24 protein-coding genes and 2 pseudogenes are annotated in these 25,092 nt (G+C 60.7%); 13 read left to right on the forward strand and 13 right to left on the reverse strand.

Annotated elements, in window-relative coordinates; translation table 11 throughout:
* The first annotated feature begins 74 nt into the window (after positions 1-74).
* The 10 genes and pseudogenes from PSH96_RS01900 (at position 75) to PSH96_RS01945 (ending at position 12,040) form a co-directional block, all read left to right on the forward strand.
* Positions 75-1,010 (forward strand): choline ABC transporter substrate-binding protein, encoded by a 936-nt coding sequence (locus PSH96_RS01900; protein WP_305457109.1) that lies wholly within the window; start codon positions 75-77, stop codon positions 1,008-1,010.
* A 153-nt stretch (positions 1,011-1,163) separates the two neighbouring features.
* Entirely contained in the window at positions 1,164-2,093 is a 930-nt protein-coding gene (locus tag PSH96_RS01905; RefSeq protein ID WP_305457110.1) for an alpha/beta hydrolase, read from the forward strand.
* Positions 2,094-2,197: 104 nt separating this feature from the next.
* Positions 2,198-3,169 (forward strand): prolyl aminopeptidase, encoded by a 972-nt coding sequence (gene pip / locus PSH96_RS01910; RefSeq protein WP_056860643.1) that lies wholly within the window; start codon positions 2,198-2,200, stop codon positions 3,167-3,169.
* On the forward strand, positions 3,166-3,603 hold the full coding sequence (dtd, locus tag PSH96_RS01915) for a D-aminoacyl-tRNA deacylase (protein ID WP_017138603.1): 438 nt from the start codon (positions 3,166-3,168) through the stop codon (positions 3,601-3,603). The genes pip and dtd overlap by 4 nt, the downstream gene beginning before the upstream one ends.
* 266 nt (positions 3,604-3,869) lie before the next feature.
* Positions 3,870-5,615, forward strand: a complete 1,746-nt coding sequence (locus PSH96_RS01920) for a glucan biosynthesis protein G (RefSeq protein ID WP_305457111.1) — start codon at positions 3,870-3,872, stop codon at positions 5,613-5,615.
* A pseudogene (mdoH, locus tag PSH96_RS01925) lies at positions 5,608-8,183 on the forward strand (glucans biosynthesis glucosyltransferase MdoH); the annotation flags it as partial. The gene PSH96_RS01920 and the pseudogene mdoH, both read left to right, overlap by 8 nt.
* 180 nt (positions 8,184-8,363) lie before the next feature.
* The gene (locus PSH96_RS01930) at positions 8,364-9,164 is read left to right on the forward strand and encodes a transporter substrate-binding domain-containing protein (protein ID WP_305457112.1); all 801 of its coding nucleotides are present in this window, start codon (positions 8,364-8,366) and stop codon (positions 9,162-9,164) included.
* A 220-nt stretch (positions 9,165-9,384) separates the two neighbouring features.
* Positions 9,385-10,182: a transporter substrate-binding domain-containing protein gene (locus PSH96_RS01935; RefSeq protein ID WP_056860639.1), complete on the forward strand. Its 798-nt coding sequence runs from the start codon at positions 9,385-9,387 to the stop codon at positions 10,180-10,182.
* Between the two features lie 171 nt (positions 10,183-10,353).
* Entirely contained in the window at positions 10,354-11,313 is a 960-nt protein-coding gene (locus tag PSH96_RS01940; RefSeq protein ID WP_305457113.1) for an amino acid ABC transporter permease, read from the forward strand.
* The gene (locus PSH96_RS01945) at positions 11,306-12,040 is read left to right on the forward strand and encodes an amino acid ABC transporter ATP-binding protein (protein WP_305457114.1); all 735 of its coding nucleotides are present in this window, start codon (positions 11,306-11,308) and stop codon (positions 12,038-12,040) included. Before PSH96_RS01940 ends, PSH96_RS01945 begins: the two co-directional genes overlap by 8 nt.
* Positions 12,041-12,202: 162 nt before the next feature.
* Here PSH96_RS01945 and PSH96_RS01950 read toward each other — a convergent pair whose 3' ends face one another.
* From PSH96_RS01950 to ubiE, 12 genes and pseudogenes are all read right to left on the reverse strand, one after another.
* Positions 12,203-14,110 (reverse strand): methyl-accepting chemotaxis protein, encoded by a 1,908-nt coding sequence (locus PSH96_RS01950; protein ID WP_305457115.1) that lies wholly within the window; start codon positions 14,108-14,110, stop codon positions 12,203-12,205.
* Positions 14,111-14,247: 137 nt separating this feature from the next.
* The gene (locus PSH96_RS29465) at positions 14,248-15,120 is read right to left on the reverse strand and encodes a methyl-accepting chemotaxis protein (protein WP_370694343.1); all 873 of its coding nucleotides are present in this window, start codon (positions 15,118-15,120) and stop codon (positions 14,248-14,250) included.
* Positions 15,121-15,153: 33 nt separating this feature from the next.
* Positions 15,154-16,164, reverse strand: a pseudogene (locus PSH96_RS29470) (methyl-accepting chemotaxis protein); the annotation flags it as partial.
* A gap of 193 nt (positions 16,165-16,357) precedes the next feature.
* Entirely contained in the window at positions 16,358-17,065 is a 708-nt protein-coding gene (locus tag PSH96_RS01960; protein ID WP_305457117.1) for a 16S rRNA (uracil(1498)-N(3))-methyltransferase, read from the reverse strand.
* On the reverse strand, positions 17,062-17,853 hold the full coding sequence (gene tatC / locus PSH96_RS01965; RefSeq protein ID WP_056860635.1) for a twin-arginine translocase subunit TatC: 792 nt from the start codon (positions 17,851-17,853) through the stop codon (positions 17,062-17,064). Before tatC ends, PSH96_RS01960 begins: the two co-directional genes overlap by 4 nt.
* The gene (gene tatB / locus PSH96_RS01970; RefSeq protein WP_305457118.1) at positions 17,850-18,251 is read right to left on the reverse strand and encodes a Sec-independent protein translocase protein TatB; all 402 of its coding nucleotides are present in this window, start codon (positions 18,249-18,251) and stop codon (positions 17,850-17,852) included. The genes tatC and tatB overlap by 4 nt, the downstream gene beginning before the upstream one ends.
* A 10-nt stretch (positions 18,252-18,261) precedes the next feature.
* Positions 18,262-18,540 (reverse strand): twin-arginine translocase TatA/TatE family subunit, encoded by a 279-nt coding sequence (locus PSH96_RS01975; protein ID WP_305457119.1) that lies wholly within the window; start codon positions 18,538-18,540, stop codon positions 18,262-18,264.
* Positions 18,541-18,565: 25 nt separating this feature from the next.
* The gene (locus tag PSH96_RS01980; RefSeq protein ID WP_090367314.1) at positions 18,566-18,898 is read right to left on the reverse strand and encodes a phosphoribosyl-ATP diphosphatase; all 333 of its coding nucleotides are present in this window, start codon (positions 18,896-18,898) and stop codon (positions 18,566-18,568) included.
* A 2-nt stretch (positions 18,899-18,900) separates the two neighbouring features.
* Entirely contained in the window at positions 18,901-19,293 is a 393-nt protein-coding gene (hisI, locus tag PSH96_RS01985) for a phosphoribosyl-AMP cyclohydrolase (protein WP_012721796.1), read from the reverse strand.
* 41 nt (positions 19,294-19,334) lie between these two features.
* Complete coding sequence (gene ubiB, locus PSH96_RS01990) at positions 19,335-20,939, reverse strand: ubiquinone biosynthesis regulatory protein kinase UbiB (protein WP_305457120.1); 1,605 nt, start codon at positions 20,937-20,939, stop codon at positions 19,335-19,337.
* Positions 20,936-21,559, reverse strand: a complete 624-nt coding sequence (locus tag PSH96_RS01995) for an SCP2 domain-containing protein (RefSeq protein ID WP_058422364.1) — start codon at positions 21,557-21,559, stop codon at positions 20,936-20,938. Before PSH96_RS01995 ends, ubiB begins: the two co-directional genes overlap by 4 nt.
* The gene (gene ubiE, locus PSH96_RS02000; protein ID WP_003171186.1) at positions 21,559-22,329 is read right to left on the reverse strand and encodes a bifunctional demethylmenaquinone methyltransferase/2-methoxy-6-polyprenyl-1,4-benzoquinol methylase UbiE; all 771 of its coding nucleotides are present in this window, start codon (positions 22,327-22,329) and stop codon (positions 21,559-21,561) included. Before ubiE ends, PSH96_RS01995 begins: the two co-directional genes overlap by 1 nt.
* Positions 22,330-22,474: 145 nt before the next feature.
* Between ubiE and PSH96_RS02005 the strand changes: the two genes are divergently transcribed.
* From PSH96_RS02005 to PSH96_RS02015, 3 genes are all read left to right on the forward strand, one after another.
* Positions 22,475-22,750: a polyhydroxyalkanoic acid system family protein gene (locus tag PSH96_RS02005; protein ID WP_017138585.1), complete on the forward strand. Its 276-nt coding sequence runs from the start codon at positions 22,475-22,477 to the stop codon at positions 22,748-22,750.
* A gap of 105 nt (positions 22,751-22,855) precedes the next feature.
* Entirely contained in the window at positions 22,856-23,278 is a 423-nt protein-coding gene (locus tag PSH96_RS02010; protein WP_305457121.1) for a phasin family protein, read from the forward strand.
* A gap of 12 nt (positions 23,279-23,290) precedes the next feature.
* Complete coding sequence (locus PSH96_RS02015) at positions 23,291-24,292, forward strand: phasin family protein (RefSeq protein WP_305457122.1); 1,002 nt, start codon at positions 23,291-23,293, stop codon at positions 24,290-24,292.
* A gap of 173 nt (positions 24,293-24,465) precedes the next feature.
* Here the strand turns inward: PSH96_RS02015 and PSH96_RS02020 are convergent, their stop codons facing one another.
* Positions 24,466-25,086 carry a TetR/AcrR family transcriptional regulator gene (locus PSH96_RS02020; protein ID WP_017138582.1) on the reverse strand — a complete coding sequence of 207 codons (621 nt, stop codon included), beginning with the start codon at positions 25,084-25,086 and terminating at the stop codon, positions 24,466-24,468.
* Positions 25,087-25,092: the final 6 nt, after the last annotated feature.

Genomic DNA, 25,092 nt, shown 5'->3' on the forward strand with positions numbered 1-25,092 from the left:
GCTGGGTAAGGTTGTGGGTACGGCGCACCAGACGCCACTCCCCACAATAAAAGCTGCCCAGTGAGACCTCATCCATGAACAGACTGTTGTTGATCCTCACCGGCGCCGCCTTGATCAGCGCCAACGCCATGGCCGCCGAACCCGCCTCATGCAAAGCCATCCGCATGGGCGTGGTCAGCTGGACCGACGTGATCGCAACGTCCGGCATGGCCGATGTGCTGCTGACCGGCCTGGGCTACGACAGCAAGCAGACCAGCGCCGTGCAGCAGATCATCTTTGCCGGCATCCGTGACAAACGCCTGGATATCTTCCTCGGCTACTGGAAACCGGCGATGGACAACAACATCGCGCCGTTCCTGGCCGCCAAGCAGGTCAAGGTTTTCGACACGCCGAGCCTGGCCGACGCCCAAGCCACCCTGGCCGTGCCGCAATACGTGGCCGATGCCGGGCTGAAGACGTTTGCCGACATCGCCCGCTTCAAGGACACGCTCGGCGGCAAGATCTACGGCATTGAGCCGGGCAGCGGTGCCAATACCGATATCCAGAAGATGATCGACACTAACCACTTCGGCCTCGGTGGCTTCAAGCTGGTAGCTTCCGGGGAAGCCGGCATGCTCGCGGCGGTGCAGCGAGCGGTGAACCGCAAGGAGTTCGTGGTGTTCGTCGGTTGGACCCCGCACCCGATGAACATCAATATGAAAATGGCCTACCTCACGGGCAGTGAAGATGTGTTCGGCCCGGACGAAGGCCGCGCCACGGTTTCCACCGTCACCGCACCGGACTTCGGCGAGCGCTGCCCCAACGCCAACCGTTTGTTGCAGAACCTGACCTTCACCGCCGCCCAGGAAAGCCAGTTGATGGTGCCGATCATGGAGCGCCAGTCGCCGCAGGATGTGGCCAGGCAGTGGCTGCGTGACCACCCTGAGGATCTGCAGCGCTGGTTGGCCGGGGTTACGGCGTTTGATGGCAGCGACGGCGTGGCGGCGGTGCAGGCCAGTCTCAAACCTTAAGCCGGGCACGGTAGATCAAACAACACAGAGCAACTGTGGGAGCTGGCTTGCCTGCGATGGCGGTGTGTCAGTAAATGAACAGGTGACTGACACACCGCCATCGCAGGCAAGCCAGCTCCCACCTTTAGATCTCCATTGTCAGGGATATTGAGCATGTATCCTATTTCTTCGCCGATGCGCGCCTTCATCGCCAAAACCGAATCCTTCACCAGTGACGACTCGTCGCTGGCAGGCTTGCGCCATAACTACGACCGCATGTGCCAGGCCTTCACTCCACCGCAGCCTGAAGGGCTGCAGCTGTCGGACTTTTCCCTGGGCGGCGTAGGCGTGCGCAGTTACCTATCCAGGGCTCCAGCGCCGACGGAGGGCTGGCCCTGTCTCCTTTATATGCACGGCGGCGGCTGGGTGGTGGGCGGGCTGAACTCCCACGACTTCATCTGCTTCGAACTGGCCAACACGCTGCAAGTGCTGGTGATCGCCATCGACTATCGCCTGGCACCTGAGCACCCGTTTCCGGCGGCTTACAACGACTGTCGCGCCGTATGGCAGGCAATCCAGGCCAGGCAGGCGCCGCACGCCATCAACTTGCAACGCCTGGTGGTGATGGGTGACAGCGCGGGCGGCAATCTGGCGGCGGCGCTGTGCCTGGGGCTGCGCGACGATGGCCAGCCGCTGCCCGTGGCCCAGGTGCTGATTTACCCCGGCTTGGGCGGCCCGGCCGATTTGCCCTCGCGCCGTGACTGCAGGGACGCGCCCCTGCTCAGTACTGCCGACACCGACTGCTACCTGGCAATGTATCTGGACGCTGCGGGCACGCACTCGGCCTATGCCATACCTTTGTTGGCCGAGTATTTCGGCGGCTTACCCAAGGCATTGATCGCCGTGGCCCAGTTCGACCCGTTGCGCGATGACGGCATGCTCTATGCCGAACGGCTGCAACAGGCCGGTGTGCCCGCCGTGCTGTATCCGGGCAAAGGGCTGGTCCACGGTTGCCTGCGCGCACGCGGCCAAGCCCCGGAGGTGGATCAGCTTTATAACTATCTGCTGCATTACCTCAGGAGCGAAGGGCTGACACAGGTCTAAGTATTCAAGGACATGCTCATTGCACAATTCGGGTTTATGATGCCAGACGGCAAGAATAATAGACGTCCCCTCAGGGATGAACCCGACACCCTATGGAGCGCGCAATGCAGACTTGGTACCCGCAGATCAAACCCTACGCCCGGCACGATCTGGCCGTCGATGACACCCACACGCTGTACGTCGATGAGAGTGGCTCCCCCGAAGGCTTGCCTGTCGTCTTCATCCACGGTGGCCCCGGCTCCGGTTGCGATGCCCAGAGCCGCTGCTATTTTGACCCGAACCTGTACCGCATCGTTACCTTCGACCAGCGTGGCTGCGGGCGTTCCACACCCCGCGCGAGTTTGGAGAACAACACCACCTGGGATCTGGTCGCCGACCTTGAGCGCATCCGCGAGCACCTGGGCATCGACAAATGGGTGCTGTTTGGCGGCTCCTGGGGCTCGACCCTGTCGCTGTCCTACGCACAAACCCACCCCGAGCGCGTGCATGGCCTGATCCTGCGCGGCATTTTCCTGGCCCGCCCGCAGGATATTCACTGGTTCTACCAGGAGGGCGCGAGCCGCATGTTCCCGGATTACTGGCAGGACTACCTTGCCCCGATCCCGGCGGACGAGCGCCACGACATGGTTGCCGCCTACCACAAGCGCCTCACCGGCAACGACCAGATCGCCCAGATGCACGCCGCCAAAGCCTGGTCCGGCTGGGAAGGGCGCATGCTCGGCCTGTGCCCGAGCCCGCAGCATGTCGAGCGTTTTTCCGAGCCGCAGCGTGCCCTGTCGATTGCGCGTATCGAGTGCCACTACTTTACTAACAACTCCTTCCTGGAGCCCAACCAGCTGATTCGCGATATGCACAAGATCGCCCATCTGCCTGGCGTCATCATCCATGGCCGCTACGATATGATCTGCCCGCTGGACAACGCTTGGGAGCTGCATCAGGCCTGGCCCAACAGCGAACTGCAGGTGATTCGCGAGGCTGGCCATGCCGCTTCCGAGCCGGGCATCACCGATGCGTTGGTGCGCGCGACCGGCGAGATGGCACGGCGCCTGCTTGATCTGCCGCCAGAAGAAGCATGAAGGGCCTGTTGCAGCGGGTGCGTGGCGCCCGGGTCGAGGTCGCGGGTGAAGTCGTAGGCTCGATAGACCAGGGTTTGCTGGTGCTGGTCGCCGTCGAACCTTCAGATACGCCCGAGAGTGCCGACAAACTGTTGCACAAGCTGCTTAACTATCGGGTGTTCAGCGACGATGAAGGCAAGATGAACCTGTCCTTGAAAGACATTGGCGGCGGTTTGCTGCTGGTCTCGCAGTTCACCCTGGCGGCGGATACCAAAAGCGGGTTGCGGCCCAGCTTCTCCACAGCGGCCCCGCCGGCCCTGGGAGCAGCGCTTTTTGAGCACTTGTTGTTACAAGCGCAACAATTGCATGGCAAGGTGGCGTCGGGGCGTTTTGGCGCCGATATGCAGGTGCACTTGGTCAATGATGGCCCCGTGACCTTCCTCTTACAGACATGAATGTATTAAAAACGACTTTAATGCCTAAAAACGCAGGGTTTCGCTACAAATACTTCGTTGTCCCTGATGCGTTGTATCGCGGGCTACTAGATAATCGCGCGCTATGGGGATCAGCGTAAATTGGTCCATTTTTGACTTAGGTAGAGACTTGTCCGACGACCTTTGGGGAATCATTTTGACCCAATGGAGTCGGAACAATGCTCGCCAACCTGGCATATAGATAGCTGGCCGTTGGTTTTTTGATCTGTTTTCGGCGAGGGTTGCTCGTGATTGTTAGTCCCTGTAATGCACCAAAATTGTCTGCCAAACGGTTACGAAACGCACTGGTAACGGGCTCTGCCCTGTTTTGCCTGTTCGGCGCGGGTCAACTGTGGGCATTCAGTCTGGATGATGTGTCGGCCAAGGCAAAAGAGCTGGCTGGGCAGAAATACGAAGCTCCGCGCAGCAATCTGCCTAACGAATTTCGCGAAATGAAATTCGCCGACTACCAGAAGATTCGTTTCCGCAACGAAAAAGCTGAGTGGGCCGATCAGAACACGCCGTTCAAGCTGTCCTTCTATCACCAGGGCATGCACTTCGACACGCCGGTGAAAATCAACGAAGTGACCGCCGACAGCGTCCAGGAAATCAAGTACGACCCAAATCGCTTCGATTTCGGCGACGTGAAATTTGATCCTAAAGCCACCGAACAGCTGGGTTATGCCGGTTTCCGTGTGCTGTACCCGATCAACAAAGCCGACAAGCAAGACGAAATCATGACCATGCTCGGCGCCAGCTACTTCCGCGTCGTCGGCAAAGGCCAGGCCTATGGCCTGTCGGCCCGTGGCATGGCGATCGACACGGCATTGCCGTCCGGTGAAGAATTCCCGCGTTTCACCGAGTTCTGGATCGAGCGCCCTAAACCGGGCGAGAAACAGCTGGTGATCTTCGCCCTGCTGGACTCTCCACGTGCCACCGGCGCCTATCGCCTGACCCTGCGCCCTGGCACCGACACCATTGTCGACGTCAAGTCCCAGATGTTCCTGCGTGACAAGGTCAGCAAGCTGGGCATTGCCCCGCTTACCAGCATGTACCTGTTCGGCGCGAACCAGCCTTCCAAGGTGCTCAACTACCGCCGTGAGCTGCACGATTCCAGCGGCCTGTCGATCCATGCCGGCAATGGCGAGTGGATCTGGCGCCCACTGAACAACCCTAAACACCTGTCGGTCAGCAACTTCGCCGTCGAGAACCCGCGTGGTTTCGGCCTGCTGCAACGTGGCCGCGACTTCAGCCACTACGAAGACCTGGACGACAACTACGACAAGCGCCCAAGCGCCTGGATCGAGCCTGAAGGCGATTGGGGCAAGGGCTCTGTCGACCTGGTAGAGATTCCGACCGCCGACGAAACCAACGACAACATCGTTGCGTTCTGGAGCCCGGCCGAGCTGCCGAAAGTCGGCGAGCCGCTGGATGTCAGCTACCGCCTGCACTGGACCATGGACGAGAAAGACCTGCACCCGGCCGACAGTGCCTGGGTCAAGCAGACCTTGCGTTCCACCGGTGACGTGAAGCAATCCAACCTGATTCGCCAGCCTGACGGCAGTGTGGCCTACCTGGTGGACTTCGAGGGCCCGTCCCTGAAGAACCTGCCACCGGATGCGCCAGTGCGCAGCCAGGTGAGCGTGGGCGACAACGCCGAAATCGTTGAAAACAGCGTGCGTTACAACGAGCACACCAAAGGCTGGCGCCTGACCCTGCGCATGAAGATCAAGGATGCAGGCAAGCCCACCGAAATTCGTGCCGCGCTGGTCGAAGACATCGTGAAAGCTGAGCCTGAGAAGGTCTCGACCCAGGTGCTCAAGGCCGACAAACTGCTGGCCAAGCAACACGAAAAACAGGCCAAGAAAGACGCCAAGGAAGCGAAAGACAAGGACGCCAAGCAGCCAGAGGCTGCCCCCGCCAATCCGGAGCCGGAAAAGACCGAACACGTCCTGACCGAAACCTGGAGCTATCAGTTGCCTGCCGATGAGTAATTCTCAAGCCACGCCAGAGACCCTGTCCGAGTACCTGGCGCACCTCCCGATGACCGCAGAGCAGCGCGCCGAACTGGCGGGCTGCACCTCCTTCAGCGAGCTGCACGAACGCCTGTCGTCAAAGACGTTCGACGCACCCACCGAGGCTGCCCAAGCCTCGGTCGGCCGCCGGTTGACGCTCAATACCGCCGAAGAGCTGCAAGACGCCGAGATGCTGGCGCTTGACGCCAACGGCCGGGTTTGCCTGAAGGCCACGCCGCCGATCCGTCGGACCAAAGTGGTGCCGGAGCCATGGCGTACCAATATTCTGGTGCGTGGTTGGCGCCGGATGACCGGTCGCACCAACCCTCCGGCGCCGCCGAAGGATGAGCGCGTATTGCCGGCAGCACGCTGGCGTACCGTGGGTTCGATCCGTCGCTATATCCTGCTGGTGCTGATGCTCGGCCAGACGATTGTGGCCGGCTGGTACATGAAAGGCATCATGCCGTACCAGGGCTGGTCGCTGGTCGACTTCGACGAAATCCGCAACCAGACCCTGCTGCAAACGGCCACCCAGGTACTGCCTTACGCCTTGCAAACCAGCATTCTGATCATGTTCGGGATTCTGTTCTGCTGGGTCTCGGCCGGTTTCTGGACTGCGCTGATGGGGTTCCTGGAGCTGCTGACCGGCCACGATAAATACCGGATCTCCGGTAAAAGTGCCGGTGACGAGCCGATTCCAAAGGATGCCCGCACCGCGCTGGTGATGCCTATCTGCAACGAAGACGTGCCCCGGGTATTTGCCGGCCTGCGCGCTACTTTCGAATCGGTGGCCGCCACGGGCGACCTGGACCGGTTCGATTTCTTCGTGCTCAGCGACAGTAACGAAGCCGATATCTGCATCGCCGAACAGCAAGCCTGGCTTGATGTGTGCCGCGAAGCCGGTGGTTTCGGCAAGATCTTCTATCGCCGCCGTCGCCGTCGCGTAAAGCGCAAGAGCGGCAACCTCGACGACTTCTGCCGTCGTTGGGGTGGTGAATACAAGTACATGGTGGTGCTCGACGCCGACAGCGTGATGAGCGGCGAATGCCTGACCAGCCTGGTGCGCTTGATGGAAGCCACGCCGGATGCCGGGATTATCCAGACCGCGCCGCGTGCGTCGGGCATGGACACCCTGTATGCGCGCATGCAGCAGTTCGCCACCCGCGTCTACGGCCCGCTGTTTACCGCTGGCCTGCACTTCTGGCAGCTGGGTGAGTCCCATTACTGGGGTCACAACGCCATTATTCGTATGAAGCCGTTTATCGAGCACTGCGCCCTGGCGCCGTTGCCGGGTAAAGGTGCGTTTGCCGGTGCGATCCTCTCCCACGACTTCGTTGAAGCGGCGCTGATGCGCCGTGCCGGCTGGGGCGTGTGGATTGCCTACGACCTGCCGGGCAGCTACGAGGAATTGCCGCCGAACCTGCTGGATGAGCTCAAGCGTGACCGTCGCTGGTGCCACGGTAACCTGATGAACTTCCGCCTGTTCCTGGTCAAAGGCATGCACCCGGTGCACCGTGCGGTGTTCCTGACCGGCGTGATGTCCTACCTGTCGGCGCCGTTGTGGTTCTTCTTCCTGGTGCTGTCGACGGCGTTGCTGGCAGTGAACACCTTGATGGAGCCGCAGTACTTCATGGCGCCACGCCAGTTGTACCCGCTGTGGCCTCAATGGCACCCGGACAAGGCGGTGGCGCTGTTCTCTACCACCATCGTGCTGCTGTTCCTGCCTAAATTGCTCAGCATCATCCTGATCTGGGCCAAGGGCGCGAAAGAGTTCGGTGGCAAGTTCAAGGTGACCTTGTCGATGCTGCTGGAGATGCTGTTCTCCATGCTGCTGGCGCCGGTGCGCATGATCTTCCACACCCGCTTCGTGCTCGCTGCGTTCCTGGGCTGGGCTGCGACCTGGAACTCGCCGCAGCGTGACGACGACTCCACGCCATGGAGCGAGGCGGTCAAGCGTCACGGCCCGCAAACCCTGCTGGGCTTCCTGTGGGCGTTGTTGGTGGTGTGGTTGAACCCAAGCTTCCTGTGGTGGCTGATTCCGATCGTCGGCTCGCTGATGCTGTCGATTCCGGTGTCGGTGATCTCCAGCCGGGTCAAGCTGGGCCTCAAGTCTCGCGACGAGAGCCTGTTCCTGATCCCAGAGGAATACAACCCGCCGCAAGCCTTGCTGTCGACCGAGCAATACACCCACGAAAACCGTTGGCACGCCCTCAATGACGGGTTTGTGCGTTCGGTGGTCGACCCGCAGCAAAACGCCCTGGCCTGCGCCCTGGCGACCTCGCGTCACCGTGAGGCGGAGCCGATCGAGCACTTGCGTCAGGAACGTGTGCGCCACGCGCTGAAAGTCGGCCCGGCCGGCCTCAACAACGGCGAGCGCCTGGCATTGCTCAGCGACCCGGTAGCCTTGGCTCGTCTGCATCAGCAGGTGTGGAGTGAAGGCCATGCCGAGTGGCTCGGTGCCTGGCGTGCATCGGTGAAGGCTGATCCGCACGCGCCATTGCTGCCGCTGCAACCGCTGGCGTCCCAGGCCCAACCGGCCTGATTCCGACGCCCCCGAGGGCTCACCTCGGGGGCGTTGGATGCGCTGTTCCTACAGCGTTCAGAATATCTTCCTTATACCGCTAACCCCTTGTTATTTCGAAACAAAAGACCTTCGTCCGAAGCGTATTGCCGTGGCTGTCGCTGGGGTAGCATCGCCCCCAAATTGACTAGGTCGCAGGGGGATTCATGATCAAAAGGTATTGTTCGGCGGTGCTGAGCGGCGTCATCGCATTGATTTACGCAGGCTGGTTGAGTGCTGGTGCCCTCGATGAAGCGGTTCGACGCGGTGTGCTGAAAGTCGGCACCACGCCCACCTATGTGCCCTTTGAAATGAAGGACAAGCAGGGCCGTATCGTCGGTTTTGAGGTCGACTTGCTGCAGGCGATGAGCCGCGCCTTGGGCGTCGAGCTTGAACTGGTCGCCGTGCCTTATACCGAGTTGCTGCCGGGGCTGATGGCGAAGAAGTTCGACCTGATCGGCAGCGGCATGACGGTGACGCAGGAGCGCAACCTCAAGCTGAATTTCAGCGACTCCTTTATCGTGGTTGGCCAGACCGTGCTGCTGAACCCCAGTCTTGCCGGCAAGATTGCCAGCATCGAAGACCTCGACGAGGCCGGTTACCGCATCGCTGCGACTGAAGGCACCACCGGCGAAGCGGCTGCGCAGCGGTTTCTGGGCGCCGCGCACCTGAGCAGCTTCGCAACGCCCGAAGAGGGCGTGCGCCAGGTGGTGGAGGGCAAGGCCGACGCCTTTGTCCATGACGCGCCCTACAACCTGATCGCGATGGCCAGGCCGGAAAACCATCGGCTCTTCGCCCTTGAGCAGCCATTTACCTTTGAGCCCTTGGCGTTTGGGCTGAAAAAAGGCGACTACGACAGCCTCAATTGGATCAACCACTTCCTCAATCAAATTGCCCAGGATGGCACCTACGATCGGCTGCACGACAAGTGGTTCAAGGACACCGACTGGATGGCGGAGATCGACTGAACGTCATAACTGCTTACACATCAATCAATTGCCGCGCTGTTGCGCTGATGTGTCTAGCGCCTGCGCTGTGCTGCACCGTTGTGGGGCTTTTCCGACATACGCCGATAACATTTACCCGTGAAACCTTTGTGACGGGCAACGAGTGGGTTAGGATCGCACCCCGAATTGGTGCAGCCCTTTTGCGCGCCGGCGTTATAAGAATCTTTCAGGGGACTTGATGATGAAAAAGTATCTTTCGATGCTGATGCTTGGCGTCACCGCGCTGGTCGCGGCCACTGCGGCGCATGCTGGCGCCATCGACGATGCGGTCAAGCGCGGCACGCTGAAAGTCGGCATGGACCCGACCTACATGCCGTTCGAAATGACCGACAAGCGCGGTGAAATCATCGGCTTTGAAGTCGACATCCTCAAGGCCATGGCCAAGTCCATGGGCGTCAAGCTGGAACTGGTATCCACCGGCTACGACGGCATTATCCCGGCCTTCCTGACCGGCAAGTTCGACATGATCGGCAGCGGCATGACCCTGACCCAGGAGCGCAACCTGCGCCTGAACTTCAGCGAACCCTTCATCGTGGTCGGCCAGACCCTGCTGATTCGCAAGGACCTGGAAGGCACGATCAAGTCCTATAAAGACCTCAACGACGAGAAATACCGCCTGACCTCCAAGCTCGGCACCACCGGCGAGATGGTTGCCAGGAAGCTGATTTCCAAAGCCAAGTACCACGGCTATGACAATGAACAGGAAGGCGTGCTGGACGTGGTCAACGGCAAGGCCGATGCCTTTGTGTATGACGCGCCGTACAACGTGGTTGCCGAGAAGAAAGTCGGTAATGGCAAGCTGGTGTTCCTGGAAGAACCCTTCACCTTCGAGCCCCTGGCGTTCGGCCTGAAAAAAGGCGATTACGACAGCCTCAACTACATCAACAACTTCCTGCACCAGATCCGCAACGATGGCACCTACGATCGCATCCATGACAAGTGGTTCAAGAGCTCCGAGTGGCTCAAGGACATGGAATAAGCGCTGTTGTGGCGAGGGAGCTTGCTCCCGCTGGAGCGCGAAGCGCTCCCAACCCAGGCGCTGCGGTTTATCTGTCAGTGTCTGGTCGCCAGTAGTGGGGCTGCTTCGCAGCCCAGCGGGAGCAAGCTCCCTCGCCACAGAGGGGCTTGCCCCACCTTTTGGATTTGAGTAATGAAACAGAAAAAAGCCCAATGGCCCTGGCACCTGCTGACCGTGGTCGTGCTGGTTGGCCTGGCTGGCGCGTTGTATTACGCCACCTCGTTGATGTCCTACGAATGGCGCTGGAACCGCGTGCCGCAGTACTTCGCCTATCAGGCCGAAACGTCCCAGCGCGCCGCCGACATCTCCACCGTCATTGAGCTGGTGCGCAAAGGCGACGTGGCCGAAGTCACCTTGCGCAACGACGCAGGCGCCGAGCAAAAGCTGACCGTGGCCGACAACAGCCTGCAAGTGTCACGTGGCGACGACGTGGCCGAAGGCGATGTTATCGGCGTAACCCGGCATTGGGCGCTAGGCCCGTTGATGTGGGGTTTGTGGACCACCTTGTGGTTGTCGGTGGTCTCCGCAATCCTTGGTTTGGCGATTGGTCTGGCAACCGGCTTATGCCGTCTGTCGAGCAACCCGACCTTGCGCGATCTGTCGACGATCTACGTCGAACTGGTGCGCGGTACGCCGCTGTTGGTGCAAATCTTCATTTTCTACTTCTTCATCGGCACGGTGCTCAACCTGTCCCGCGAATTCGCCGGGATTGCCGCGTTGTCGCTGTTCACCGGCGCTTACGTGGCGGAAATCGTGCGCGCCGGTGTGCAGTCCATCACCCGTGGCCAGAACGAAGCCGCACGCTCCCTGGGTTTGAGCGCCAGCCAGTCGATGCGGCACGTGGTGTTGCCGCAAGCATTCAAGCGCGTGCTGCCGCCATTGGCCGGGCAATTTATCAGCCTGGTGAAAGACACCTCGCTGGTCTCGGTGATCGCGATTACCGAACTGCTTAAAAGCGGCCGCGAAGTGATCACCACCTCGTTCTCGCCCTTTGAAATCCTGTTCTGTGTGGCAGGCCTGTACCTGCTGATCAACCTGCCGCTGTCGAAAATGGCCAGCCGGCTTGAGCGGAGGCTCGCGCAAAGTGATTGAAGTCCGCGATCTGGTAAAAGTCTTCGACACCCGTGGCCAGGTAGTGCGCGCGGTAGACCACGTGACCACCCAAGTCGCCAAGGGCGAAGTGCTGGTGGTGATTGGCCCGTCAGGTTCGGGCAAGTCCACGTTCCTGCGCTGCCTTAACGGCCTGGAAGAGTTCGACTCGGGCTCGGTGAGCATCGACGGCCTGCAACTGGCCGACCCGAAAACCGACGTGAATGCCTACCGCCGTGAAGTCGGCATGGTGTTCCAGCACTTCAATTTGTTCCCGCACATGACTGTGCTGGAAAACCTGTGCCTGGCGCAAAAAGTCGTGCGCAAGCGCGGCAAGCAAGAGCGCGAAGCCAAGGCCTTGGCGCTATTGGAAAAGGTCGGTATCGCGCAGAAGGCCAACGAGTTCCCATCGCGCCTGTCCGGTGGCCAGCAACAGCGCGTAGCCATTGCCCGCGCGTTGGCCATGGAGCCCAAGGTGATGCTGTTTGATGAACCCACCTCGGCGCTGGACCCGGAAATGGTCGGCGAAGTGCTGGACGTGATGAAGACCCTGGCCCTGGAAGGCATGACCATGGTCTGCGTCACTCACGAGATGGGCTTTGCCCGTGAAGTGGCAGACCGCGTGCTGTTCTTCGACCACGGCAAATTGCTCGAAGATGCGGCCCCGGCCGAGTTCTTCGATGTACCGAAAGACCCGCGCGCCCAAGCCTTCCTGCGCCAGGTCCTGTGATGGAAGGGTGAGCGTCCTGTGGCGAGCGAGCTTGCTCGCACTGGGGCGCGAAGCGGCCCCAACAAGATCACCGCGATTTATCCAGCAGAACGCGTTGGCAGGTTTTAGGGCTGCTTCGCAGCCCAGCGCGAGCAAGCTCGCTCGCCACAAGGGCCGTGAGTATCAAAGCCTGAATTTACCCACCAGCGCCTGCAAATCCAGGCTTAATCGGGTCAACTGAACACTGGCCGCGGCTGTTTCCTCACTGGCCGCAGCGGTTTGTTCGGTGACATCCCGCACCTTCAACACACTGCGATTGATCTCTTCCGCCACTGCGCTTTGCTGCTCGGCGGCAGCGGCAATCTGCGGGTTCATTTCCTGGATGATCGACACGGTGCGCGCAATCGCGGCCAGGGCATCGCCCGCATCGCGGGTCAGGCCGACGCTGTTGTCGGTCAGGCTGCGGCTGTTGTCCATGATGTCTGCGACCTGCTGGGTGCCGGTATTCAGGCCGAGGATCAAGCCCTCGATTTCTTCGGCAGATTCCTGGGTGCGCTGGGCCAGGCTGCGCACTTCGTCGGCCACTACCGCAAAACCCTGGCCGGCACTGCCCGCGCGCGCCGCTTCAATGGCAGCGTTCAGGGCCAGCAAGTTGGTTTGCTGGGACACTGACTTGATCACGTCGAGCACGCTGCCGATTTTCTGGCTTTCGTGTTGCAGCGCAATCATCGCCTGGCTCGAGCGCGCCATCTCATGGGCCAGGTGGCCGATTTGCTCGACGGCCTGGGTCACTACTTTTTCGCCGGCATCAGCCTCCTGATCCGCTTCATTGGCCGCCACGGATGCCTGCTCGGCATGCCGGGCGACCTCCTGGGCTGTAGCGAGCATTTCATTCATCGCCGTGGCCACCTGATCGGTTTCCTCCTTCTGGTTGTTGACCCCGGCGCGAGTCTGTTCGATGACGGCGGATAACTGCGTTGCGGCACTGGCGATCTGCCGGGCGCTGTCGCCGATACCGCTGATCAGGTTGCGCAGGTTGCGGGTCATTTGCCCGATGCTCTGCTGCAACTGGCCCAGTTCATCGCGGCGGTCCTCTTCAATGTCCCGGCTCAGGTCGCCGTCAGCAATACGGTGGGCAGCCGTGAGGATTGCGCGCAGGGGCACGACTATTTGCCTCGCGATCCACCAGGCGGCCAGTACACCGAGTAGCAGGGCCGCTACGGTGACGCTCAACAGTCGTGTGTGGGTCTGCTCGGCTTCGCTGTCACGCTTGGCGTTCTGGCCCTCGCTCAAACGGTGGCTTTGTTCACGCAACTCATTGAGCTGTTGCTCAAAGCGGCTTTGCAGGGTTTCGGTGTTGAGCTGGGCGTCCTTGAGCCTGGTCAGTTGTTCGCGATAGCTGCTCAGGTCGGCTTTGAGCTGCGCCGCGTCCACGGGCAGCGCGGTCACCGCCGCTTGTGCCACATTCAGGGCTTCGAGCGCCTGGGTGAGTGCGTCGGTGTAGGCTTGCAGCGACTCGGCTGCCCAAGCGGGGCTCTGGGCGCGATCCTCGGCTTGCTCCATGGCCTGGCGCAGGTTTTCAATGGCGTCCAGGGCCTTTTCGTCTTCCTGGTTCGGTAAGTCGCTGGCGAACTGGGCGAGAGTATCACTGGCTTGCAGCGCGGTTTTTTTGAGGGCCGGGCGGATGTTCTCGCGTTGCTCGATCAACGCCGGCAAGGCCGCCAGCGCTGTTTTGAAACTCGCCACCAGGCGTGTCGCTTCCTGCACCCGTTGCAAATCGACCGGGTCTTTGAGGCGGCTTGAAAGGTCGGTCAGATGCTGGTCGATCTTTTCGGTCTGCCTGTGCATTTTGGCCAGGCTGCCGGCGTCCGTAAGGGTGCGGTACACAACTCTGTCAGCGCGCATGGCCTCGGCGTCAAGGGCCAGTTGCCCAAGGGTCGTCAGGCTGTTTGAGCGATAAAGCACGTCTTTCAAGGCCTGCCAGCCGGTCGCGGCGATCAGGATGCTTAAGATCAACACTTGGCCGAAACCCAGTGCGAGTTTGAGACGGATGCTGGCGTTGACCAGCAAACGGGTCAGCCGAGGAAACATGGTGAACCTCCAAATCTGGGGAAGCATTTCGCAACAGCTGAAACGCTAAATCGATTCGAGGTCGTGGCGGGCTGATAACTACGTAGGAAATTTCATAAGTTGCGGCGGCCTTGATCCGGCCGCCGCGTAGGTGCGGGTCAGATGCGGAAGCGCCCGACCAGAGACTGCAAATAGATCCCCAAGCGTGCCAGTTCGGCACTCGAGGCGGCAGTTTCCTCGCTGGCCGAGGAGGTCTGTTCAGACACGTCGCGCACATTCAACACGCTGCGGTTGATCTCCTCGGCCACAGCGCTCTGTTGCTCGGCAGCGGTGGCAATCTGCGAGTTCATCGCCTGGATAGTCGAGACCGTGCGCGTGATATTGCTCAGCGCGTTGCCGGCGCGGCGGGTCAGTTCGACGCTGCTGTCGGTGAGGCCACGGCTGTTGTCCATGATGGTCGCCACCTGCTGGGTGCCGTTTTGCAGGCCGACGATCAGTTCTTCGATCTCCTCGGTGGACTTTTGCGTGCGCTGGGCCAGGCTGCGCACCTCATCGGCCACCACCGCAAAGCCGCGCCCGGCCTCACCGGCCCGCGCTGCTTCAATCGCCGCGTTCAGCGCCAGCAGGTTGGTTTGTTGGGCGACAGACTTGATCACATCGAGCACGCTGCCGATCTTGTCGCTCTCGCGCTTGAGGTCGCCCATGGCCACCGTGGAATGACCGACCTCGATCGCCAGGCGCTCAATCTGCGCGATGGCTTCACCCACCACCTTGTCGCCTTCACGGGCCTGTTGGTCCGCCGCCACGGCAGCTTCGGAGGCTTCTTCGGCGTTGCGCGCCACCTCCTGCACGGTGGCGGCCATTTCGTTCATGGCGGTGGCCACTTGGTCGGTCTCGACCTTTTGGCTGTTAACCCCGGCGCTGGTCTGTTCGGTCACGGCCGACAGTTGTTCGGCGGCGCTGGCGATCTGGGTGACGCCGTCGCTGATACCGCCGATCAACTCGCGCAGGCCGACGGTCATGCTCTGCATGGCGCGTTGCAACTGGCCCAACTCGTCCTGGCGGGCGGAGTTGAGGTTATGGCTCAGATCGCCCGAGGCCACGCGCTCGGCGACTTGGAGCGTCTGGTTGAGCGGGATCACGATCTGGCGGGTGATGGCCCAGGCGGCGAGAATGCCGAAGATCAGCGCCAGCACGGTGGCCAGCAGCAACAGCTGTTTAGCGTGGGCGGCATCGGCATCGCGCACGGCGGTCTGGGAGGTGGTGAGTTTTTCGCTGTGCCCCAGCAGGATATCGCCCTGGGCGGTCATGATTTTCAGCGCGGCGGCGCTGGCGACCTGGGAGTCGCGGTACTGGCTGACGGCGGCGCGGTAGGCTTGCAGTGACACGCCGGCCTCTTGCAGGTTGGCCTGGTATTGCTCAGGCAGCTTGCCTTGCAGGTCGGTGATTTTCTTCAGGGCATTGTCGATGGCATCCAGGGCTGGTTGCTCGGCCTCGGTCTTGCCGCTGTAGGTATAACCGCGCACCTGGAAGCGCGACTGTTGGATCAACTTGCTCAGGTCGACCACGCTGTTGAACTGCGTGACGCTGTCGCCTTGCAGCAGGGTCGCTTCGATTTCGTTGATCTTGGCCACGGCGTTGTCGGCGGTGTCACCGAGCTTGCTGCGTGCGCCCTCACGCTTGAGGCCGGCCAGGACCATAGTGCCAAAGGCTTTTTTGTATTGGCCCAAGGCTTCCAGCTGTTGCTCGACCAGGGCTTTGTCGTCGGGTTGCTCGATCAGCGTTTCGGCGGTTTTGAGGCCATCGTCCAGTTGCTTCAGCAGGCTGTTGACGGCGTCGGTGCCTTGTTCGCCCCGGCGCATTTCAAAGTCCAGGCGCGCCAGGCGCAGGTCTTTGGTCAGGCCGTTGAGGCTGGAGATAAAGCCCAGCTTGTCGCCGCGACTGGTCACATCGCCCAAGCCGGTCCAGCCGGTGAAGGTGATCAACAGCGTCAGGATCAACACCAAGCCAAAGCCTATGCTCAGCTTGCGATTGACGCTCACATTCCCCAGTTTTTCGGCTAACCAACGATACATGCTGCGATCTCCTTTGGAACAAGGCTTGGACTTATTCAGAGGCTATCGGCTGTGTAGGAAAATTCTGTAGCGATGCGAGTCCAATGTGGGAGCTGGCTTGCCTGCGATGCAGGCACCTCGGTACATCAGGCATACCCAGGTGATGCAATCGCAGGCAAGCCAGCTCCCACATTTTTTCGGGGCGGGTCGGGGTTCAGAACAACCGAGCGAGCAGGGCGGTCACGGCGGTTTCTACGCGCAGGATGCGTGCACCCAGTTGCACCGGTTGCAAGCCGGCCTTGGCCAACAGCTCCACTTCGTAGGGGATCCAGCCGCCTTCGGGGCCGATGGCCAGAGTCACCGGCTCATCCAGTCCACGTGGGCACGCCGGGTAATCGCCAGGGTGGCCGATCAGGCCCAGAGTCCCTGCGGTCATGGCCGGCAGGCGGTCTTCGACGAACGGCTTGAAGCGCTTTTCGATGATGATCTCGGGCAGCACGGTGTCCCGCGCCTGTTCCAGGCCGAGGATCAACTGCTCGCGAACCGCCTCCGGTTCCAGGAACGGGGTTTGCCAGAAGCTCTTTTCGACCCGGTAACTGTTGACCAGCACCACCTTCGGCACGCCCATTGCCGCCACGGTTTGCAGCACCCGGCGCAGCATCTTCGGGCGCGGCAGTGCCAGCAGCAGGGTCAGCGGCAGTTTGGTCGGTGGCGGCTGGTCGAAGCTCACTTGCAGCTCGGCTTCACCGGCTTCCAGGCGCAGCAATTGCGCATTGCCCATCGACCCGCCGATCCGCCCGACCCGCAGGTTGTCGCCCACCACCGCGCGGTGGACTTCCTGCATATGCACCAGGCGCCGATCACGCAGGATCACCCGGTCGGCCGCGATAAAGTCGGCCTCCTCAAGCAACAGCAGGTTCACGGTTGCGTCGCTGGCGGCTGGTCGTCGTCGGCGGGTTGGTCATCCGGGTGATCGCCACGCTTGCTGATCAGGCTGCCAAACAGGATGCCGATCTCGAACAGCATCCACATCGGCACGGCCAGCAAGGTCTGCGAGAAAATGTCCGGTGGCGTAAGGATCATGCCCACCACGAAGCAGCCGATGATCACGTACGGGCGCACTTTTTTCAGGTATTTGACGTCGACCACGCCGATCCACACCAGCAGCACCACGGCAACCGGGATTTCGAAGGCCACGCCAAAGGCGAAGAACAGCGTCATCACGAAGTCGAGGTAGCTGGTGATGTCGGTCATCATTTCCACGCCGGCCGGGGTGGCGGCGGCGAAGAACTTGAAGATCAGCGGGAACACCAGGAAGTACGCGAAGGCCATGCCGGTGTAGAAAAGCAGGATGCTCGACACCAGCAACGGCACGGCGATGCGCTTCTCATGCTTGTACAGGCCGGGGGCAATAAAGCCCCAGATCTGGTGCAGGATCACCGGGATCGCCAAGAACAGCGAGACCATCATGGTCAGCTTCAACGGCGTCAAAAACGGCGACGACACGTCGGTGGCGATCATCGTCGCGCCGGCCGGCAGGTACTGGCGCAAGGGCGTGGAGACGAAGGTGTAGATCTGCTGGGTGAAGGCGAACAGCCCGGCAAATATGATGAAAATGGCCGCTACGCAACGCAGCAGGCGGGTCCGCAACTCGGTGAGGTGCGAGACCAGCGGCATATGCTGGTCGTTTTCCGGTTTATCAGCGCTCATGGGGCTCGCGGCGGCAATGTAGGGTCATGGGGAGCGGGCGACGCCACGGGCGTCGGCGCTGGCTCAGTCGGGGCGGGCGCGGTTGGCGGGGCTTCGGCGGCCGGAGCAATGCTGTTTTCGGGCACAGGCTCCGCCGGTTTGGCGGGTTCCTGCACCGGCGACAGAATCTTGCGCGCCTCCTGCTCCAACGACAGGATGTGTTCGTTGTGCAACTGGCGGCGGATCTCGTCGGCGCCGATTTCCCGTTCAACTTCCTGTTTGATGGCGTTGAAACTGCGTTTCAGGCGCCCGATCCACAGGCCGGCCGTGCGCGCGGCACCGGGCAGGCGTTCCGGCCCGAGTACCAGCAAGGCCACGAGGCCGACGAGCAGCAGTTCAGAGAAGCTGATACCAAACATTAGTCAGTGCTCACGAGTCTTTGCGGGTCGGCTCTTGGACTTTTTCAGCCTGCACGTCGAAGGTGCGACGCTCGGTGATCGGCTGTGTGGCCTGCGGGTGAACGGGCGGCGCCGGAGGCACTGGGTTGGCCATCGGGTCGGCCGGCTTTTCATCGTCGTTCATGGCTTTACGAAAGCCCTTGATCGACTCGCCCACATCCGTGCCCAGGTTCTTGAGTTTCTTGGTGCCGAACACCAGTACCACGACCACCAGAATGACGATCCAGTGTTTCCAGTCAAAAATGCCCATGCTGCAATTCCTCTGTAAAAGTTATTCAGGCGGACGGGCGCGAGGCCTTCTCGACATGCCCGGACAAGCCGAAGCGACGGTCCAGTTCATCCAACACGGCCTGTGGGTGCTGCCCCAGTTGGGCGAGCATGACCAGGCTATGGAACCACAAGTCTGCGGTCTCGTAGATTACATCGCTGTAATCACCGCTGATTTGCGCATCTTTGGCGGCAATAATCGTCTCGATGGACTCTTCGCCAAGTTTTTCCAGAATCTTGTTCAAGCCCTTGTGGTACAGGCTGGCGACATAGGAGCTGTCGGCATCCGCGCCTTTGCGGTCTTCCAGCACCTGGGCCACACGGTTCAGGGTATCGCTCATGTTCAGTGTCCTGCGGAGTAAATGGCGTGCGGGTCTTTGAGCACCGGTTCCACAACCTTCCACTCGCCGTTTTCGAACACGCGATAGAAGCAGCTGTGGCGGCCGGTATGGCAGGCGATATCGCCGATCTGCTCGACCTTCAGGATCACCACGTCGGCGTCACAGTCGATGCGCATCTCGTGCAGGGTCTGCACATGCCCGGACTCTTCGCCCTTGCGCCACAGTTTGCCACGCGAACGTGACCAGTAAATGGCGCGCTGCTCAGTGGCGGTGAGGCTCAAGGCCTCGCGGTTCATCCAGGCCATCATCAGTACGCGCCCGGTCTTGTAGTCCTGGGCAATGGCTGGCACCAGGCCGTCACTGTCCCACTTGATCTCGTCCAGCCAGTCTTTCATGTTCGGCTCCGGCAATTTGCGACAGTGTATAACCGGATCGGCTATCGGCGCACGATCAGATAAACACCCACGGCGACCATGATGCCCGCCGGCCAATGGCCCAATTGGTTCAGCGGCCCGCCAATCGCCAGCATCGCGCCGCCGACCAGGTGGGCGGCGCCCAGCAGGCGCAGGAACCAGTCGTCCTTGCGCCTGTGCCACGGCGGCGCAGGGTCTTTGGCGTGGGGCTGGGACATGCGCTCCAGCAGGTCGCGGGTCATGTTGGCCAGGTGCGGCAGTTGTTCCATCTGGCTGTGCAGGTTGCCCAACAGGGTTTTCGGGCTGACGCGCTCGCGCATCCAGCGTTCCAGGAACGGCTGCGCGGTGTTCCACAAGTCCAGGTCCGGGTACAGCTGGCGGCCCAGGCCTTCGATGTTGAGCAAGGTTTTTTGCAGCAGCACCAGCTGTGGTTGCACTTCCATATTGAAGCGCCGCGCGGTCTGGAACAGGCGCATCAGCACCTGGCCGAAGGAAATATCTTTTAACGGTTTTTCAAAGATCGGCTCGCACACGGTGCGGATCGCCGCTTCGAATTCGTTGAGCTTGGTTTCGGCCGGTACCCAACCCGAATCGATGTGCAATTGCGCCACGCGGCGGTAGTCACGTTTGAAGAAGGCGAACAGGTTACGCGCCAGGTAATCCTGGTCTTCCGGGGTCAGGCTGCCGACGATGCCGCAGTCGATCGCAATGTATTGCGGGCTCCACGGGTTGACGGTGCTGACGAAAATGTTGCCTGGGTGCATATCGGCGTGGAAGAAACTGTCGCGGAACACCTGGGTGAAGAAGATCTCCACACCGCGCTCGGCAAGCATCTTCATGTCGGTGCGCTGGTCGGCAAGAGTGGCGAGGTCGGTGACCTGCACGCCGTAGATGCGCTCCATCACCAGCACTTTAGGGCGGCACCAGTCCCAATACACTTGGGGCACATACAGCAGCGATGAACCCTCGAAGTTGCGCTTGAGCTGGCTGGCGTTGGCCGCTTCACGCAGCAGGTCGAGTTCGTCGTAGATGGTTTTTTCGTAGTCGGCGACCACGTCCACCGGGTGCAGCAGGCGCGCATCGGCGGAGAAGCGTTCGGCGGCGCGGGCGAGGATAAACAGCCACGCAAGGTCCTGGCCGATGATCGGCTTGAGGCCGGGGCGGATGACCTTCACCACCACTTCTTCGCCGGTCTTCAATTGTGCAGCATGAACCTGCGCCACCGAGGCCGAGGCCAGTGGCTCGACGTCGAAACGGCTGAACACCTCGCTGATCTTCTTGCCCAGCTGTTCTTCGATCAGCTTCATCGACTGTTGCGAGTCGAAGGGCGGCACGCGGTCCTGCAACAGCATCAACTCGTCGGCAATGTCTTCGGGCAGCAGGTCACGGCGCGTGGAGAGGATCTGCCCGAATTTGATAAAGATCGGCCCCAGGTCCTGCAACGCCAGGCGCAGGCGCGCGCCACGGTTCAGCTCCAGCGGTTTGCGCGGGAACCAGCGCCAGGGCAGCACATAACGCACCGCCAGCAGGAACCACGGCAACGGCAGGGCGAACAGCAGGTCATCGAGGCGGTAGCGGATTACGACGCGCTGGATACGAAACAAACGGCGGACGGCGAGCAGCTTCATGCGTTATCGCTTGGATCAAGGGAACGGCTCAGGCGCTCGAAGCGTGCCTCAAGGCGTTCCAGGTCGATTTTGGCCTTGTCGAGTTCGCGAAAGCGCGCTTGCGCTTCCCGTTCTCCGACCAGGGTGCGCGATTCTTCGCTCAGGTATTCGGCAAGGTTCTGGTTGAGGCTGGCGAACCCTTGCTGGTACCAGCGCGAGCGACTGCGCAGGTGCCCGCTGATCAACTGGGTGGCCACCGGGCCAATCCAGCGTGACAGCTCGTATTCCCAATCCAGTTCCAGGTCTTGCAGCACGGCGGCCAGGTCCATCAGCACCGCGCTGTCGCCTTCCAGCTCCACTTCGGGGCTGTGCAGGATCGCGGTCTTGTTGCGGCTCAGCGCCAGGTGCAACAGGCTCGAGGCGGGTGCGCGCAGGGTGCAGTCGGCCTCGGCGGCCCAATCGCCGGCGAGCAGCAGGCCTTCATCGCTGGGCAGAATAAACAGCTGCAAGGCGGGGCTGGTGCAATCGACGGCAATCACCTTGCCGTTCAAGTGCGCAAGCCGCGCCAGGGCGGTGCTGTCCAGGCGCAGGACACGGTTGATGCCGTGTTCGACGCTGGCGAGGAGGCCTGCGAACAGCATCAGGGCTTGATGCCGCGGTGCAGGGCGACGATGCCTGAGGTCATGTTGTGGTAGGTCACGCGGTCGAAACCGGCTTCTACCATCATCGACTTCAGGGTTTCCTGGTCGGGGTGCATGCGGATCGATTCGGCCAGGTAGCGGTAGCTCTCGGCGTCATTGGTGATCAGCTTGCCCATCAGCGGCATGAAGGCGAACGAGTAGGTGTCGTAGACCTTGGACATCAGCGCGTTGGTCGGCTTGGAGAACTCCAGCACCAACAGGCGGCCGCCCGGCTTGAGTACGCGCAGCATCGAGCGGATCGCGTCCTCTTTATGGGTCACGTTACGCAGGCCGAAAGCGATGGTCACGCAGTCGAAATGGTTGTCCGGGAACGGCAGCTTTTCGGCGTCGGCCTGTACGAACTCGATATTGCCGGCCACGCCTTTATCCAGCAGGCGATCACGGCCGACCTTGAGCATCGAACCGTTGATGTCCGCCAGCACGACCTGGCCGGTCGGGCCAACCAGCTTGGAGAACTTGGCCGCCAGATCGCCCGTGCCGCCGGCGATGTCGAGCACGCGGTTGCCGGTGCGTACACCCGACAACTCGATGGTGAAGCGCTTCCACAGGCGGTGCATGCCGCCCGAGAGCACGTCGTTCATCAGGTCGTACTTGGCCGCAACGGAGTGGAACACCTCAGCGACTTTTTCCGCTTTCTGGCTTTCCGGAACGTTCTTGAAGCCGAAGTGAGTGGTGGGTTCGGCATCGCTGCCTTTGCGCTGATCAGTCATATCGCTGTCACCAAAAGAGAATGCGGGACATGATAATCCCCACCGCCTGCTTTGTCTTGGCAAGGCTGAAGGTAAGATAGGTGTTCATCGAGACCTTTTGCCGCATGGCAGGTGTTCTGAGTCGATATAAAGAGGAGTCATTGCAATGGCCCGTATTACCGTTGAGCGTGCACATTCCCTGGGTAAAGAAGGCGCGCGCGCGAAGGCCGAGAAGTTGGCGCACAAACTCAAGGAGCAATATGGCCTGGAGTCATCGTGGTCGGGCGATAGCCTGAACCTCAAGCGTTCGGGGGTTAAAGGCACGGTGTTAGTCGCCGATGAATCGCTGCGCATTGATGTTGAATTGGGCCTGTTGATGTCGGCCATGAGCGGCACCATCAAGTCTGAAATCGAGAAAGCCCTGGATAAGGCGCTGGCTTGATCGATGTGTTCTTAGGGTGCCGATTCTAATTTTCCAGCCTACTTTGTGCCCAAGCCCTCAACTCCTGTGGGCGGTTCCTCCACCCTGATCTGCGTGAGGTGCACCATGGCCACAGTTATTTTGAAGAAAAAAATCGACCTCCAATCCACTGCCCTGAGTGACGTTAAAAGCTACGCCCGCAAGATCTGGCTGGCAGGACTTGGCGCCTATGCCAAGGTCGGCAGTGAAGGTAGCGAGTACTTCAAAGAGCTGGTTAAGACCGGTCAACATGTTGAAAGTAAAGGCAAAAAAGTTGTGGTTGAACAACTTGACGCCGCCAACAGTCAGATTGACCAAGTAAAGAGTAATGTCTCCAGCGTCAAAGGCTTGGTTGAAGTTCAACTGGATAAAGTTGAAAAAGCTTTTGACACGCGTGTTGCAAGTGCCTTGAATCGAATCGGCATTGCGTCTAAACATGACGTGGAGACACTCTCTGCTAAGCTCGAAGAGCTGACGACATTGCTAGAACGTGTCGCGCGTAAACACTAAGGAGACATCGGGATGGCTGTTAAAAAGACTACTCAGAAAGAAGGCAGCTCGTGGATCGGGGAGGTTGAAAAATATTCCCGTAAGATCTGGCTTGCTGGTTTAGGCGTGTACTCGAAGGTTAGCAGTGACGGCGGCAAATACTTCGAGACATTGGTCAAGGACGGCGAAAAGGCCGAGAAGTTGACCAAGACCACGGTTGGTAAAAAAGTTGAAGCGGCCAAGGCCACTGCCGGCTCTGCCAAGTCGAGCATTTCTGACACTTGGGGCAAGTTGGAAGAAACCTTCGACAAGCGTCTCAACAGTGCCATTTCGCGACTGGGCGTGCCCAGCAAAGCGGAACTGAAGACGCTGCACAGCAAGGTCGATACCCTGGCCAAGCAAATCGAAAAACTCACCGGCGCTAAAGTGGCTCCAGCCAAAACCGCCGCCGCTAAACCTGCTGCCAAGCCTGCGGCTAAAACCGCAGCGGCTAAGCCAGCTGCAAAAACCGCTGCCAAGCCTCTGGTAAAAGCGGCTGCCAAGCCAGCTGCGAAACCTGCGGCCAAGGCCCCGGCTAAAGCTGCGGCAAAACCAGCAGCCAAAACCGCGGCTGCCAAACCGGCCGCCAAACCTGCAGCAAAACCCGTGGCCGCTAAAGCCGCTGCCAAGCCTGCGGCTAAGCCGGCTGCCAAAGCAGCAGCAAAACCAGCGGCCAAGCCTGCGGCTAAAACCGCAGCTGCCAAACCTGCTGCCAAGCCGGCCGCTGCGAAACCTGCAGCCAAGCCAGCCGCAGCTAAAGCCGCTGCCAAGCCTGCTGCAGCAAAACCTGTGGCTGCCAAGCCTGCGGCAAAACCTGCCGCCGCGAAGAAGCCAGCAGTAGCCAAGAAGCCAGCAGCGCCCAAGCCTGCTGTTGCGGCAAAGCCGGCAACCCCAGCGCCAACCGCTTCGACAGCCAATTCGGTGTCCGCACCGACCCATGCTGCTACCGCCCCGACTGCAACGCCGGTAACCCCGACGCCATCCAGTCAGTCCTGATTTCTTCAGGGCACAAAAAACGCCCGGCCTGTGAAGGTCGGGCGTTTTTTTATGGAAGTCTCATATACACCGCACTTCCAATGTGGGAGCGGGCTTGCCCGCGATGGCGGAGTGTCAGCCACCCAGGTATTGGCTGATAAATTGCTATCGCGGGCAAGCCCGCTCCCACATTTTTAATCGATATCATCCAGGTATTTGAGCGCAAACCGCTCAGTCGCCTGCCGCGCCGGCAATAGCAGATGCGGCGCCACCAGCATCATGACCTGGTAGACCACCACCCGCACCTCGCCTTCACGGTCGAGAATCCGCTGGTAGTCCAGGGAAAACAGCAGGGTCATGGTGATCTGTTCCACCAATTGCCCCAACGCCTGGGTGTCACTGACCAACTGCCCCGCTGCCTTCAAGCGCGCAAGCAGTGAAGCCAGGGTGCGCTTGAGCGCCGTGAGCAAGTTGCGAATGCCTTTGGCCAGCTTCGGCAGGCGCCCGGCCAGGTTCGACAGGTCCTGGAACAGGAACCGGTAATGGGCCATGCGCTCGATGATCAGGTGCAGGAACAGCCAGTAATCTTCGGGTTTGAGTTGCGCATCCGCCGGCGGGTCGAGCAGGGGCGCCAGTTCATTCTGGAAACGCTCGAACAACCCGAGCACCAACGGCTCCTTGCCATGGAAGTGGTAGTAGAGGTTGCCGGGGCTGATCCCCATTTCATTCGCCACCTCCATGGTCGACACGTTCGGTTCGCCCTTGTGGTTGAACAACTGCAGGGCACATTCAAGGATACGGTCGCGGGTCTTCATCCAGTC

Source organism: Pseudomonas sp. FP2338, assembly GCF_030687515.1.
Taxonomy (GTDB): Bacteria; Pseudomonadota; Gammaproteobacteria; order Pseudomonadales; family Pseudomonadaceae; genus Aquipseudomonas; species Aquipseudomonas salomonii.